At 70.2% G+C, this 13,566-nt stretch carries 12 protein-coding genes; 2 read left to right on the top strand and 10 right to left on the bottom strand.

The annotated features are described in order from the left end of the window. Positions 1 to 46 precede the first annotated feature (46 nt). Positions 47 to 886: an SDR family oxidoreductase gene (locus tag ACIBEA_RS07205; RefSeq protein WP_399258809.1), complete on the bottom strand. Its 840-nt coding sequence runs from the start codon at positions 884 to 886 to the stop codon at positions 47 to 49. Positions 887 to 980: 94 nt separating this feature from the next. Here ACIBEA_RS07205 and ACIBEA_RS07200 point away from each other — a divergent pair, with 94 nt between their 5' ends. Further along, on the top strand, positions 981 to 1,352 hold the full coding sequence (locus ACIBEA_RS07200; RefSeq protein ID WP_399258808.1) for a winged helix-turn-helix transcriptional regulator: 372 nt from the start codon (positions 981 to 983) through the stop codon (positions 1,350 to 1,352). A 72-nt stretch (positions 1,353 to 1,424) separates the two neighbouring features. Here ACIBEA_RS07200 and ACIBEA_RS07195 read toward each other — a convergent pair whose 3' ends face one another. Continuing rightward, on the bottom strand, positions 1,425 to 2,174 hold the full coding sequence (locus ACIBEA_RS07195; RefSeq protein WP_399258807.1) for a TetR/AcrR family transcriptional regulator: 750 nt from the start codon (positions 2,172 to 2,174) through the stop codon (positions 1,425 to 1,427). 111 nt (positions 2,175 to 2,285) lie between these two features. Between ACIBEA_RS07195 and ACIBEA_RS07190 the strand changes: the two genes are divergently transcribed. Continuing rightward, the gene (locus tag ACIBEA_RS07190; protein ID WP_399258806.1) at positions 2,286 to 3,419 is read left to right on the top strand and encodes an FAD-dependent oxidoreductase; all 1,134 of its coding nucleotides are present in this window, start codon (positions 2,286 to 2,288) and stop codon (positions 3,417 to 3,419) included. Positions 3,420 to 3,465: 46 nt separating this feature from the next. Here ACIBEA_RS07190 and ACIBEA_RS07185 read toward each other — a convergent pair whose 3' ends face one another. The 8 genes from ACIBEA_RS07185 to ACIBEA_RS07150 form a co-directional block, all read right to left on the bottom strand. After that, on the bottom strand, positions 3,466 to 4,353 hold the full coding sequence (locus tag ACIBEA_RS07185) for a DUF4436 family protein (RefSeq protein WP_399258805.1): 888 nt from the start codon (positions 4,351 to 4,353) through the stop codon (positions 3,466 to 3,468). A 74-nt stretch (positions 4,354 to 4,427) separates the two neighbouring features. After that, complete coding sequence (locus ACIBEA_RS07180) at positions 4,428 to 6,047, bottom strand: alpha/beta fold hydrolase (RefSeq protein WP_399258804.1); 1,620 nt, start codon at positions 6,045 to 6,047, stop codon at positions 4,428 to 4,430. A 50-nt stretch (positions 6,048 to 6,097) separates the two neighbouring features. Further along, positions 6,098 to 7,648 (bottom strand): alpha/beta fold hydrolase, encoded by a 1,551-nt coding sequence (locus ACIBEA_RS07175; protein WP_399258803.1) that lies wholly within the window; start codon positions 7,646 to 7,648, stop codon positions 6,098 to 6,100. A 287-nt stretch (positions 7,649 to 7,935) separates the two neighbouring features. Continuing rightward, entirely contained in the window at positions 7,936 to 8,682 is a 747-nt protein-coding gene (locus ACIBEA_RS07170; protein WP_399258802.1) for a thioesterase II family protein, read from the bottom strand. Between the two features lie 52 nt (positions 8,683 to 8,734). After that, the gene (locus ACIBEA_RS07165) at positions 8,735 to 9,988 is read right to left on the bottom strand and encodes a glycosyltransferase (RefSeq protein ID WP_399258801.1); all 1,254 of its coding nucleotides are present in this window, start codon (positions 9,986 to 9,988) and stop codon (positions 8,735 to 8,737) included. A 77-nt stretch (positions 9,989 to 10,065) separates the two neighbouring features. Further along, complete coding sequence (locus tag ACIBEA_RS07160) at positions 10,066 to 10,803, bottom strand: NAD-dependent epimerase/dehydratase family protein (RefSeq protein WP_399258800.1); 738 nt, start codon at positions 10,801 to 10,803, stop codon at positions 10,066 to 10,068. Beyond that, positions 10,803 to 11,828 carry a Gfo/Idh/MocA family protein gene (locus ACIBEA_RS07155; RefSeq protein ID WP_399258799.1) on the bottom strand — a complete coding sequence of 342 codons (1,026 nt, stop codon included), beginning with the start codon at positions 11,826 to 11,828 and terminating at the stop codon, positions 10,803 to 10,805. Before ACIBEA_RS07155 ends, ACIBEA_RS07160 begins: the two co-directional genes overlap by 1 nt. Next, a complete protein-coding gene (locus tag ACIBEA_RS07150) occupies positions 11,825 to 13,330 on the bottom strand; it encodes an NDP-hexose 2,3-dehydratase family protein (protein ID WP_399258798.1) in 1,506 nt (501 codons plus the stop codon). Before ACIBEA_RS07150 ends, ACIBEA_RS07155 begins: the two co-directional genes overlap by 4 nt. Positions 13,331 to 13,566: the final 236 nt, after the last annotated feature.

The following is a 13,566-nucleotide window of genomic DNA, read 5'->3' as shown; positions in this document are numbered from 1 at the left end:
ACGATGTCCAGGTCGAGCCGCGAAGTGCTGCTTGCCTACCGGTGGTTCAGCGGAAGGCGGTGACATTGCGGGCGGCCCAGTCGGCGAAGGGGCGCGGGGCGCGGTCGAGGACGCGCTGGACGTCCGGGCTGACGCGCTGTTCCTCCGGGCTCGGGGAACCGAGGATGTCCAGGGTGTCGTCGGCGAGTTCCGCCGGCATGCTCCGGGTCATGGCGGCCTTGGCCTCGTCGCGGGTGAGCTCGTGGAACCTCACGGGCGAGCCCAGTGCGGAGGCGATGGCCCGCGCCTGCTGGCGCGGAGTGATCACCTGCGGACCGGTCAGCTCGTAGATGCCGCCGATGTGCCGGTCGTCCAACAGGCAGGCCGCCGCGACGGCTGCGATGTCCGTCGGGTCGATGATCGGCACCCCGACGTCCCCGAAGGGTGCGGCGACGACCTGATGCGCACGGACCGATTCGGCCCACCACAGGGCGTTGGAGGCGAAGCCGCCCGGCCGCAGGATGACCCACTCCAGGCCGGATTCCCGCAGCGTGTCCTCCAACGAGCGCATCGCGATCCGCGTCGGGCCGGAGGGCCTGGTCACCACGCCCAGCGTGGAGAGCAGGACCACCCGGCGGACCCCGTGGGCCGCGGCTTCGCCGATGATGTCGGCAGCGTTGGCCGCGGTGGCGTGCAGGTCGCCGGACAGCAGGAGGAAGAGCGCCTTCGCTCCGGCGAGCGCGGGCGCGAGGCCCGTCGGCTCGGCCAGATCGGCCACCAGGTGGCGGACGCCCGGCGGTACCGCCGCCGTGTGCCGTGACACCGCCGTCACTTGCCGGCCCGCCTCCGCCAGCGCCCGCGTCAACGGTCGGCCGATGTTTCCGGTAGCTCCGGTCACCACGATCATGATCAGTTCCTTCGTCGGAGGGCCTGCTTCTGGCCGTCACGCTAGGAGAGGGGCTTACTTTTGGTAAGGACATACCTCTGGGTAAGCTCATGGCATGGCGGGAAGCGCGCAGGACAGGCAGGGCGAGGCGGTGCGGCGGTATGACGTGTTTCACACCGACTGCCCCGCGCGCGATGTGGTCGACCATGTGACCAGCAGGTGGGGCATCTGGGTGCTGATCTCCTTGCGGAGCAGCGACCTCCGGTTCTACGAGCTGCGCGAGAGCATCCAGGGCATCAGCGAGAAGATGCTCGCCCAGACGCTTCGCGCGCTGGTCCAGGACGGCCTGGTCTGGCGGGAGGTCGAGCCGACGACACCGCCCCAAGTCACCTACGGGCTGACCGCGTTCGGCCGGGACCTCGGCGCACCCCTGACGGAGCTGTTCGACCGGATCACGCGCCAGCTGTCGCCGCGCAGCGAGGGGTAGCGGGGTTGCGGCCGGGCCGGGCCGAGCCGGTGGCGGGGTCTCCGAGCGGCCGGCTCGTGGGCCGGCCCGACCTCAGTCCGCGCTGCCGGATCGGCGGGGCCGGGCCGGGAGGTTGGCCTCCCAGCCGTCGAGGAGCCGTTCGAGCCCCAGTTGGAAACCGCGCTCGGCGCTGTCGGCCGCGTGGGGAAGTTCGGCATCGCGGATGACCCGGGCGAGCAGCGGGTGGCGCCCGGCTTCGACGATCTCGTCGAGGTAGGGCGCGTGGGCGTCCATCCATTCCTGGTTGCCGACTCCGGAGCGTCGGACGGCCTCCTGCTGGGCGAGCTCGCCGATGGCGTAGCCGCGGACGAAGGCGTGCAGCGTGTTGACCACGGTGAGCATGACGTCGATGTCGAAGCCGAGGGGGTCGAGCGCGGCGAGTGCGTGTTCGGTGGCGTCGAGGGAGTTCGGTCCGAGTGAGGGGCGTCCCGCCGCGAGGGAGGTCATCCAGGGATGCCGGTGGATGGTGGCCCGGGAGCGATGGGCCAGCGTCCGCAGGTCACCGCGCCAGTCGCCGGTGGGGGCGGGCGGGCCGCCGTCCTCGGCCGCTACGGCGTCGAGCATGAGGTCGAGCAGGTCGTCCTTGGACGTCAGGTAGCGGTAGAGCGAGGCGGTGCCCGCTCCCAGTTCCTTGGCCACGCGCCGCATGGACAGTGCGTCGATGCCTTCGGCATCGGCGATCGCGATGGCGGCGCTGGTGATCTCCGCCCGGGTGCGCGAGGGCGCGGGGCCTTTCGCGGCCCGCTCGGGCCGGTTCCAGATCACCGTGTGGGCGTCGTCCATCGGGTTTCCCTCCCACTACTGCGTTCAGTGTTCGCAGTGGTGCTATCGTGGCGCCAGTACTGCGAACACTGTATCGCAGTAGAGCGGTGTTCGGCCGAAAGGGAAACCATCATGACCAGTCCCGTCACGATCATCGGCGCCGGCCTCGGCGGCCTGACCCTCGCCCGGGTCCTGCACCTGCACGGCATCCCCGCGACCGTCTACGAAGCCGAGATGTCGGCGGACGTTCGCACGCAGGGCGGCCAGCTCGACCTCCACGAGTACAACGGGCAGCTCGCCCTCGAAGCGGCCGGCCTCACCGACGAGTTCCGCGCGATCATCCACGAGGGCGGCGAGGCCGTGCGCGTGCTCGACCGGCACGGCGCGGTCCTGCTGGACCAGCCCGACGACGGCACCGGCGCTCGCCCCGAGGTGCTCCGCGGAGACCTGCGCCGGATCCTGATCGACTCGCTGCCCGGCGAGACGATCCAGTGGGGAAGCAAGGTGAGCGGTGTCCGCCCCCTCGGGGAGGGGAGGCACGAGTTGACGTTCGCCGACGGGTCGACCGTGACGACCGGCCTCCTCGTCGGCGCGGACGGCGCCTGGTCGAGGATCCGACCGCTGCTCTCCGACGCGCAGCCCGAGTACATCGGCACGTCGTTCATCGAGACGTACCTGTACGACGCCGACCGGCGCCACCCCGCGGCGGCCAAGGCCGCCGGCGACGGTTCCCTGTTCGCCGTCACCGCCGGCAAGGGGATCCTCGGCCACCGGGAGGCCGGCGCCGTCCTGCACACCTACGTCGCGCTCGCCAAGCCGCAGGAATGGATCGCCGCCGTCCTCGCCAGTCCCGAAACGGCGGCGGCCCGGGTCGCGGCGGAATTCGCCGGATGGGCGCCGGAACTCACCGCACTCATCACCGACGGGGAGACCGCCCTCACCCCGCGCCCGATCAACGCCCTGCCGATCGAGCACCGTTGGGACCGCGTTCGCGGTGTGACCCTGCTGGGCGACGCCGCCCACCTCATGTCACCGTTCGCCGGAGAGGGCGCCAACCTCGCCATGCTCGACGGCGCCGAACTCGGCGAAGCCATCGCCGCACATCCCGGCGACATCGAAGCCGCCCTTGCGGAGTACGAGCAGGCTCTCTTCGTCCGCAGTGCCCACTTCGCCGCCGAATCCCACAAGAACCACCAGCTCATCTTCGGCGACGACACCCCCGCGGGCCTGCTCGACCTGCTCACCGGCCACGAGCCGACCGAGTGAGCGAATTGCCGTGGGGAGTCCCCCGCTGACCGCCTACGAAGACCCTTCAGGTGGGGTCGAACTCGTCCGGGCGGAGGGCGGTGCGGACGCCGGTGACGACCACGGCGATCAGGCAGAGGGCGATGACGGTCTCGGCCCATAGGAAGGCGAACCAGTCCAGCACGCAGCCGATCGGAGGTGTGCCGGGAGCGGTGTTGCGGAACGCGGCGAGGGCGAACAGGGTGGCGGCCATCCAGGAGAGGGCGGGCCAGACCACGCCCTGGTTGCGGGTGATCAGGTACCAGGCCCCGATGAGCACGGACGCGGCCAGCGCCCACATCACGACCATCATGAAGCATGCGAAGAGGAGGAGGCTGGCCGACCGGTTCAACTCCAGCTCCGCGACGGCGACTTGTTGGGAGGGCAAGGGGGTGGCGGAGATCGAGAAGAGCGTGTCGTTGTTGGCGAACAGCAGCTGCACCGGCACCTGCTCGCCACCCATCAGCGCCCTGAACCCGATGTCGGTCCCGTAGGTGTCGAACGGGTAGTCGCTGATCGATCCACCGGTGAGCGCGACCTTCACGTCCCTGGTCGTGAGCCGTTCGTGTGCCTTGAACGCCAGGTCGCCCAGGGTGGCCGTGGAGGTTTCGAGGCTGAGATCGGCCACGGGGGCGTTCCCCTCCTCCTCGCCGAGGGTCCCGCGAGGGGCGACCCGGATCCGCAGTACCAGCTCTCTGGCCGCGGCGTCGACGTATTGGACGTTGGCCTCCACGTCCACCCGGTCGGCGGCCGTGGATCCGACGGTGTGGACCGTGTCGACGGCCTGCCGCTCGGAGAACTGCAGCCACGATCCCACGGAGACCGCCACCACGATCAGGACCGCGAGGGGAAGCAGGACCGGCAGGAGCGACGTCCGGGGGCGGTGTGGGCGAGGTGGGTCCGAAGGCGCTGCCATGGTGACTCCGACGAGGTGGGAGGGGGAGCGGACTCCTTCGGGCCGAAGCAGGACCGCCTTCTCCGAGGGACCGTTCAGCCCGCCGGCGCGGGTCCGATCTCGAACGGTGGCGGTGTGAGCGCGGCGACGCAGCCGGTGCTCGGCGCTGTCGGGGAGTCGAAGAAGGAGAGGGTGATCTGCTGCGCGCACTTCGAGGTGGCGAACACCACGTGGGGTTGGTAGGGGACCGTGACCACGGTGGCCCTGCTCAACGTCCGTGCGACGTACGGTCCGTTGGCGGCGCCGGTCTGGGCGTCGAAGCCGCCCGAGATGGCCAGGGTGGGGATGTCGCTCGTCGTGACGTCCCGGATCGAGGCCGGCGCCGCGGGGACGTTCCAGGCGTCGCAGTCCTCCCGCAGGAAGGTCAGCTGCGGGGCCTGGGCCTGTACCGAGGCAGGGAACGACGGGAAGGCCTCCTGGCCTCCGCGCAGTGCCTGGGCCTCGGTCTCGTACGGCGTCCACTCGCTGCAGAAGACCCCGTAGACGAGCCCGTGGGACGTCCGACCGATGGCCTGGGGGCTGTACTTGGCGACCGCCCACTGCTGGGCGATCCGCTGGGGCTTGCCGTGGGCCAGCTCGTCGAGGGCGGCGGGCACCTGCTCCGCCACGTGGGTGGCGGAGGTCATCCAGTTCACCAGGGCTCCGCCGTCCAGGACGGCCTTCACCCGCTTGCCGTCGGGGAGCGCGACGGTGGTCGTGACCGGCTTGGCTTCGAGGTCGCGGACGAGGCGTTCGAAGGTGGCCGGCAGCTTCGGATAGCGGTTGTTGCAGGCCGGCTGCTCCGCGCAGGCTTTGAACAGGCCGTCGAAGCCCTGCTTCGCGGCGCTCCAGGTCAGGGCCGACCCCGCCGTGGACGGCGGCAGGATGCCGTCGATGCCGACCGACCGGACCCCCTCCGGGTGCAGGCGCATGTGGACGAGCGCCAGCTGGGTGCCGTAGGAGATGCCGAACACGTTCCACTGCCCGATGTCCAGCGCGGTGCGCAGGTCCGCGAGGTCGGCGGAGCTCTCGATGTCGTTGTAGGTGCCGAGGTCGGCCCCGGTCGCTGCCAGTTTGTCGCGGCAGGTCTTCGTGGCCGCGACGTGCTCGCGCCCGGTGGACGGCGCGTCGTAGACGAGCCCGGTCGCGCGTGCGTTGAACTCGTCGATGTTGGCGCAGGTGAGCGCCGGATCGGCCGAGTACGTGCCGCGCTGGGACATGAAGATCACGTCCCGGTCGCGGTTCAGCCCGCCGTCGATCGCCATCTTCGCCTCGCCGACCGCGTCGTCGCCCGGTCCGCCGGCGAGCCACACGATCGGGTCGGACTTCGGCTTGTCGGCGGCCGCCGCCACGATCGCGACACCGAGCTTGATCTTTCGACCGTCCGGTGTGGTGCGGTTCTCGGGCACGGTGAGCGTTCCGCAGCGGGCCCCTTCGAGCTCGGCGATCGGCTCCGGCGTCTTCGGGCAGGGTCCGGGCGCGAAGCTCGCGTCGCCCACTGCCCGGGCGACCGTTCCGATCGGCGCTCCGGACCCCGTGTCCGTGCCCGTGCCGAGCTGAGCGTGGGCGGGGACCGTGAGCAGGCCGGTGATGAGGACTCCGGTGGCCACCGCGGCCGACCTGGTGTGGCGCCGTCGGGCGTTGCGGCGACGACGGGGCGCGTGGTCGAGAGCCATCTGCCCTCCTAGTCACTTCAAAATGATGCGGTTGCTTCGAAATGATCCGGTCACTTCGGGACGATCGTGAACGGTTGCGGCGTCACACCCGCCACGCAACCGGTGTCGGGCTCGGTCGGACGGGCGAAGAACGAGGCCAGCACCTGCTGTGCGCAGGGCGATTGGGGGACCACCCAGTGCCCGATTCCGGGGATCACCACGGAAGTCGAGCGGGACAGCGTGCGGGCCGCGTCCTTGGACAGGCTCGCCCCGGTCTTGGTGTCGAAGGTGCCGTGGATGACGAGCGCCGGTACCGCGCTCCGGGTGGCGACCCGCTGGGTGGCGGTGCGGTCCGGAACGCTCCAGATGCGGCACACGTCGTACTGGAAGGGCAGTTGCGGTGCCTGGGCCAGGACCGTGTCGGGCCAGCCCGGGAAGGCCGCGCGCCCCGCCCCGAGCAGGTCGGACGGTGAAGACCCCGGCACCCACTCGCCGCACGCCACCGACTCGATCAGCCCATGGGCGACCGCGCCGACGTTCTGGACCGAGTCGGCCGCGCGGGCCCGCGCGACGCGCTCCGTACGGCCGTGGCCGAGCTCGTCGAGCGCCGCCGGAAGGTCGGCGGGCTTGATGGCGTTGGCGACCAGCAGGTTCAGCAGTGCGCCGCCGTCGATGTCGACCTCGACCGTGTCTCCGCCCTTGGGCGGCTTGGCGTTCAGCACCAGAGGCTTCGCCTCCAGCGTGCGCACCCGCTCGGTCAGCGTGCGGTCGACGTCGGGGTAGCGGCTCTTGCAGCGGGGCTCCGCCGCGCACGCGTCGAGGATGCCCTTGATCCCCTGCCGGGCGCTGCTCCAGGTCACCGGCAGGACGGTCTCCTTCGGCGGGGCGAGCGAGTCGAGCGCCACCGCGCGAATGCCCTCGGGGTGCTCGCGCAGGTAGGTGAGGGCCAGGTTGGTGCCGTAGGAGTACCCGTAGACGTTCCACTGCCCGATGCCCAGCGCCGTGCGCAGGTCGGCGAAGTCCGCCGCGTTCTCGGTGGTGTTGTAGGCGCTCAGGTCGACTCCGTCGGCCACCAGGCGGTCATGGCACTGCTTCACCGCGTCCAGCAGGGGCTTCGCCGACGCCTGCGCGTCATAACGCAGGCCCACGGCGGTGGCGTTGTACCGGTCGACTTCCGGGCAGGCGAGATTCGGCCGCGCGTACAGGTTTCCGCGCTGGCCCATGATGATCAGGTCGCGGTCCTTGTTCAGGCCCGAGTCGACCAGGAAGGGGATGTCGTCGAAGGTGTCGGCCCCCGGGCCGCCCGCCATGAACACGACGGGGTCCTGGCCGGGCTTCGGCTGCGCCGCGGCAATGACCGCCACGGGCAGCTCGATGGTCCGGCTGCCGGCGCGGGCGCGATTCTCGGGGACCTCCAGGAGGCCGCACTTCGCGGAACCCAGCGCCTCGATCGGTTCGGGCGGCTTCGGGCAGGGGCCCGGCACGAACCGCGGCGGAGCGGTCGGGCCGGGACCGGCAACGGGGGCGAGCGGTGACGCCGCGCTGCTCGAAGTCGTGCCGAATGCCGCCAGGCAGACCAGGGCCGCCGCGGCAGCCGCCGCGTTGATGCTGAGCTTCGCCATGCGATCGTTCCTCTGCGACATCCGCGGCCGCCCACTGGGCGATGCCGCAGCTGGTGGGGTGGAACGCACCTCTTCGACGGTACCGAGCGGCGCGGACCGGCGCATGTCGGACGGCTGGGGGCCCGGTGCGCGGCCGCGGAGCAGCCGTGACAGCCGTGATGCACCGGTCGTGCCTCCAGGCCCGGATCGGCCGCCCTACGCGCGAAGCCCCTGGCCCGCGACACCGTGGGCCAGGAGCTTCGTCATGACGTCCTCCCGTAGCGGCGACGAGCCGGACGGGCAGGCGTTCAGCCGTCCAGCCGGGAGCGGATCCTCCCCAACACGTGAGCGGCGTGCGCATCGAGGAAGAAGTGCCCGCCGGAGTACGTGTTCAGCTCGAAGTCGCCGGTGGAGAAGGCATCCCAGGCCTGCGCCCCCGCCACGGTGACCTGCGGATCCGCGTCGCCGGTGAACACCACCAGCGGGCAGGCCAGCGGCGGTCCCGGGGTGTGGCGGTAGGTCTCCACCGCCCGGTAGTCGTTGCGGATGGCGGGCATGAGCATCTCCACCACGTCCGGGTCCTCCAGCAGGGCGCCCGCGGTGCCGCCCAGCTCCCGCATCTTGTCGAGCAGCCCCTCGTCGTCGCGCAGGTGCACGCCCTCGTCACGCGAGAGCGAGGGCGCGCCGCGCCCGGAGGCGAAGAGGGCGACGGGCTTGATGCCCTCCTGCTCCAACCTGCGGGCGACCTCGTAGGCCACCAGCGCACCCATGCTGTGGCCGAACAGGGCCAGCGGCCGGTCGGTCCACTGGCGCAGTTCCGCCACCAGTACGTCGGCCAGTTCCGTGATGCCGGGGATGAACGGCTCCTTGCGCCGCTCCTGCCGGCCCGGGTACTGGACCGCCAGCACGTCGGCCACCGACGCCAACTGCCGTGAGACCTGGAAGAAATAGCTGGCGGCGCCGCCCGCATGCGGGAAGCACACGAGGCGGACGCCTGCTTCGGAGGAGTGGAAGCGTCGGATGGAACTGTTGGAGCGTTCCGTCGTCTCGGTCATGGTTGTGCTGACTCCCTGGTCGTCGGGTCTGCGGAGCGCGCCTGAGCCCCGGTCATACGACGTCGGACGCCTTCCGGCGGCCGTTCCACCGCTCCACCCAGTCCTCCAGGATGTCGACGGCCGTCTCGGTGCCCTTCTCGGCGCGTACGGCCTCCCCGACACTGGCCGCCCGTCGTGCCATGCCCTGGTCGGTCAGTGCCTTGCCGAGTGCCTCGTCGAGGCGCTCGGCGGTGAACTTCGAGAACGGAATGGGCTGCGGCGACACACCCATCCGGTGGACCTGAGCCGCCCAGAACGGGCTGTCGGCGAAGGTCGGCACGACCACCTGGGGAGTACCCGAGCGCAGCGCCTCGCCCGTGGTGTTGCAGCCGCCGTGGTGGATGACGACCGAGGAGCGGGGGAACAGCCAGGGGTAGTGCACATCGTCGACACGAAACACGTCGTCCGGGACGTTCTCCGGGCCACCGCCCACCAGCACCAGCCGCCGGCCGTGCGAGCGGACCACGCCGAGCACCTTCTCCAGCGTCTTCTCCGGCTGGTGCACCGGCCAGATGCTGCCGAAGGACAGTGACACCGGGGCGTCCCCCGACTCCACGAAGTCGACCAGCTCCGCCGACGGGCTCCATTTGCGGTCCCAGAACCAGTATCCGGTGAACTGCGACAGCGCGGGCCAGTCGGACGGCTCGGTGAACATCTCGCGGGTGACCGGGCACAGCAGCGGTACGTCGCGGCCCAGCTCGCGGTAGGGCGCACCGAAGGGCAGAGCGGGCATGTCCGCTTCCTTGCGGTAGCCCCGGATGGAGACCCAGTCCAGCAGCCCCGCCATCCGGTGCGTCAGCCGGTTGTAGAGCGGTCCGAGCTTGGACTGCGGGGCTATCATCGCCGGCCACTGCCCCGTCGGGTTCAGCGGCCACCACGTCAGGGATGCCCAGGGGGCCTTACCGTTGTCCTCGAACAGGATCCGGCTCAGCACGCTGTTGACCACCAGGTCGGCGCCCTTGCACGCCTCCTCGATGCGCGAGGCGAGCAGCCGGATGTGCTCCTGCGTCGCGCGCGGCACCTTGCGGGCCGCCGTGAAGAGCGAGGCGCCCTGCTGCAGTGCCTCGGTGAGCGCCGGATGTGCGAGGAAGTCCTTCGGGCTGCCCGGCAGTTCGGCGAAGTCCAGGCCGGACTCGCGCACCAGCTTCTCGAAGTCTCCGTGGGTGGCGAGAACGACCGAGTGCCCCCGGGACATCAGGGTGGTGCCCAGCGCGATGAAGGGCTGGACATCACCCCGTGACCCTGTGACAAGGAGTGTGACCTGCATGAGTTCTCCGTACGAAGGGGACGAGTGTGAGGGGGAGCCGCTCGGTTGCCGCGGTGTTTCCGTGGTACCGGGGTGTTTCAGTAGCAGGGGACGTAGCGGTCGAGCATGCGGTCGAGGTAGTCGGCGTCGGTCACCGACCGCATCTCGGGCAGCAGTTTGCAGAGCTTCTCGACCGACACCCGGGTGAGGGACAGGGGCCCCTCGACGATCTCGTGCCGTGCCGAGAGCCCCAGCCGCTTCTCGATGCCGTGGATCACCGCCTGGATGGGCAGCGGCCTGCCGGAGGCGACGTTGACCACCTCGTTCTCCACCTCCTGTGCGAGCAGTCCGTCGACGGCCCGGGTCAGGTCGGCCGCGTCGATCAGGTCGCGGTGCGCTCCCTGGTACAGCCGCACGCTGCCGCTGCGCACCTGCTGTACGAACGAGGGGAGCAGCTGGTGCGGGCGCTGCCAACGGCCCATCGCGTGACTCACCCGCAGGATGAGCCAGGGCGCGCCGGATTCGGCGACGATGTGCTCCAGCCGGAGCTTCTGCCTCCCGTACGGCGAGGTCGGCAGCAGCTCGACGTCCTCGGCCATCGCGGTGTCCCCGGTGCCGTACAGGGCGTGGGACGCGCTGGACAGGTACACCACGAGGCGGCCGTCGGCGCGGCACCTGCGGGTGACCTCTTCCACCAGGGCGGCCTCGCGGGCGAATTCGGCCTCCGCGAGAACGCTGGTGCTGGACACACCGGCGGCCACCACCGTGGCGTGCGGATGGCGTTCGCTGACGCCGGCCAGGTTGCGGGCGATGAAGCCGTTACCGACGATCTCCATCAGATGTCCTCCGTGGCGGTGACACGCAGCGCCGACTTCGCTATGGCGTCGAGCAGTTCGGCGGTCCGTATGGTGGTGGCGGCCCAGCTGTCGTGGTCCCGGTCGGCTCCTGTGGCGACGGTCCGTCGTACGGCGTCGGCGAACGCGGCCACCGAGCGGGCGAACTGGTGCTCGGCGGGCAGGACGAGCTCCTCGGCGTGGTTCTGCCCCTCGATGCGCAGCAGGGGCGCCGCCGTCGGTGGCGGGGTGAAGGCACGGTCCACGGAAAGCCGCGCGTCGCTGCCCCACAGGACGTAGCGGGAGCCGTAGGTGTGGAGGAAGCCGAAGCTGAGCGTGGCGATCTGTCCGGTGGCCGACGCGAGCACCGCGCTGCCTGCGACATCGACGTCCGACGCCGGGTCGTGGCGCAGCACGGCCCCGTCGACGGTGAGGTCGTCGCCGAGGAAGTACTGGGCGAGGCGCACCGGGTAGATGCCCGCGTCCAGCAGGGCGCCGCCGCCGAGCTCGGCCCGGTAGCGGACGTCCTGCGGGGGCAGCGGCGGGAAGCAGAACGCCGCTTCGACGTGCCGCAGTCGACCGATCCGCCCCTTCGCGACCATGTCGGCCACGCTCCGGTGGAAGCCGTGGTGGACGAAGGCGAGGTTCTCGCGCAGCACCAGGCCGCGCTCCCGCGCGAGCTCGGTCAGTGCGGTGGTGTCCGCCGCGCAGGTGGTCAGCGGCTTCTCGGCCAGGACGTGCTTGCCCGCTTCGAGCGCGGATCTCACCCAGGAGGAGTGCAGGGCGTTGGGAACGGACACGTAGACGGCGTCGATGTCGTCCCGTTCGAGCAGCCGGTCGTAGCCGTGCACGGCCTCGCTGTCGAACCGGGACGCGAAGGACTCGGCCTTCGCCTGCTCCCGGCTGGCGATGGCGGTGATGGTGGTGTCCGGTGTCTCGAGCAGCGCGGGCAGGGTGCGCCGCGCCGCGATCGAGGACGCGCCGAGCACGCCGACCCGCAGGGGGCCGGACGAGGGGGAAGTACTCAAGTGCATTCTCCTCCGGCCGAACCCAGCAGGCTGTGCAGACATGCGAGCAGGGTTCTGGCTTGGATGTTCAGGTAGTTGCTGTGCTGCACGAGGTTCGACAGCTGGTGAACGGTCAGCCAACGGAAGTCGTCCGGCTCCACGAGCTCGCGCTCCGCCGGGAGTTCGACGATCAGATAGCGGCTGCGCGTGTGGAAGAACCGGCCGCCCTCCTCGGACAGCACGCTGTCGAAGCGGACGGCGTCGGCGGGGGCCTGCAGCACCTCGTCCAGGAACGGGGGAGCGGCCTCGGCCGGAAGGACGGCGTAGTTCTCCGGAGTGCACTGCACGGTGGGCGCCAGCTCGATCGCGTCCATGAACCCGGGTTCGGAGGCGATCCGGGCCAGGACGTGCAGTACGCCGCCGATCCGCTGTACGAGGAAGGCCGCGACGCCCTGACCGCGCGCCTCGATCATCGGCTGGGTCCAGCTGGAGACCTCGCGGCTGCCGGTCCGTACGTCCACGGCCATCACGTCGAAGAACACACCGAGGTCGTGCGAGATGCGGTCGTCGGAGCGCTGCCAGTCGCGGACGCCGGCGAGATCGACCAGGTGCGCTTCGCCCGTGGAGCCGGCCCGCGCCCCGGTGAACCAGTTGCGGATGGAGCCGGGGGAGTGCAGTGAGCCGTATCCGGGATCCAGCGATCTGGCCAGTGCGGAGCCGATGCCAGGGCCCTCCACCGGCCAGGGGGCGGCCGTTGCACCGTCGAAGGCCCGCGGGCCGGACAGTGCAGGGGAGGTGAACGGGAAGCAAGCCATGACCGTGCGTGAGTCCATGTTCACCAGGTCGTGCTCCGACAGCAGGCTGTGCAGCTGCCCTACGGACAGCCAGTGGAAGCCGTCCAGCAACTCCACGTCATCGCACGTTTCGACGATGATGTTTCGATTTCGTTTCCGGTAGAACCAGGATCCCTGCTCCGACTGGAGCACATCGGCCAGTACCTGGTGCCGGGAGGCGTTCCGGAAGAAGTCGAGATAGGGCACCGGTCGGCCGCCGTGCACGCGAGTGTAGTTACTCCGGGTCGCCTGCACCGTGGGCGATAGCTGTACCTTGTTGTGGTTGCCCGGTTCCATCTTTGCCTGCATCAGGCAATGTGGTATACCGTCGAATTCCTTGACGAGGATGCCCAGTACGCCGACTTCGGGCTGATGGATGATCGGCTGGTCCCATTCAGGCACCGCCCCGGGGGCGTTTCGTACCCGTAGACCCTGGACCGAAAAGAACTTTCCGCTCTCGTGGACGAGGTTTCCGTGCGGCTCCTCGAAACGCCAACCCTTCAGCTCATTGAAAGGGATGCGGCGTATCTCTGAACTTTCCGTTTCGAGGTACGCGGCAAACCATGCGTGAAAGTCCCGCAGGCTGGACGCGGCCCGTTCGGCTTCCCGCATGGAACGGGCTAACCCGGCCGCTAAGCGGGTCTCGGGCCTGGCTAAGACGTCGGCGCTGCCCTCCAGGGCGTGCGTCATCAGTAGTCGCTCCTCGTTCCCTGGCTGTTCTCTGGCTGTTAACTGGCGCGGATTGTTACCAGCGTGCAAATAGTGGAAGAAGGCATCCAGCGGGGACGGCTGCGGCGGCGAGCTTCTTCAGCCACTGTCCGGAAAAGTGTCCGGAAACAGGCCCTGTCAGGCAGGCGCGGGCAACTCCTGCTGTCACCCGAGTGTGGCTGGGCATGCGCTTTCTGAACCCTGCTAGTCCTACGTCT

It is taken from the genome of Streptomyces sp. NPDC051555 (genome assembly GCF_044454405.1).
Classification (GTDB): domain Bacteria; phylum Actinomycetota; class Actinomycetes; order Streptomycetales; family Streptomycetaceae; genus Streptomyces.
The sequence above is the reverse complement of the archived record's forward strand: the minus strand, read 5'-3'. Positions and strand labels throughout refer to the sequence as shown.

Bases quoted from the DNA above. Each gene is read 5' to 3' on its own strand.
- ACIBEA_RS07190 (WP_399258806.1), top strand. From the start codon at position 2,286: ATGACCAGTCCCGTCACGATCATCGGCGCCGGCCTCGGCGGCCTGACC.
- ACIBEA_RS07185 (WP_399258805.1), bottom strand. From the start codon at position 4,353: ATGGCAGCGCCTTCGGACCCACCTCGCCCACACCGCCCCCGGACGTCG.
- ACIBEA_RS07195 (WP_399258807.1), bottom strand. From the start codon at position 2,174: ATGGACGACGCCCACACGGTGATCTGGAACCGGCCCGAGCGGGCCGCG.
- ACIBEA_RS07165 (WP_399258801.1), bottom strand. From the start codon at position 9,988: ATGCAGGTCACACTCCTTGTCACAGGGTCACGGGGTGATGTCCAGCCC.
- ACIBEA_RS07175 (WP_399258803.1), bottom strand. From the start codon at position 7,648: ATGGCGAAGCTCAGCATCAACGCGGCGGCTGCCGCGGCGGCCCTGGTC.
- ACIBEA_RS07200 (WP_399258808.1), top strand. From the start codon at position 981: ATGGCGGGAAGCGCGCAGGACAGGCAGGGCGAGGCGGTGCGGCGGTAT.
- ACIBEA_RS07150 (WP_399258798.1), bottom strand. From the start codon at position 13,330: ATGACGCACGCCCTGGAGGGCAGCGCCGACGTCTTAGCCAGGCCCGAG.
- ACIBEA_RS07180 (WP_399258804.1), bottom strand. From the start codon at position 6,047: ATGGCTCTCGACCACGCGCCCCGTCGTCGCCGCAACGCCCGACGGCGC.
- ACIBEA_RS07170 (WP_399258802.1), bottom strand. From the start codon at position 8,682: ATGACCGAGACGACGGAACGCTCCAACAGTTCCATCCGACGCTTCCAC.
- ACIBEA_RS07160 (WP_399258800.1), bottom strand. From the start codon at position 10,803: ATGGAGATCGTCGGTAACGGCTTCATCGCCCGCAACCTGGCCGGCGTC.
- ACIBEA_RS07205 (WP_399258809.1), bottom strand. From the start codon at position 886: ATGATCGTGGTGACCGGAGCTACCGGAAACATCGGCCGACCGTTGACG.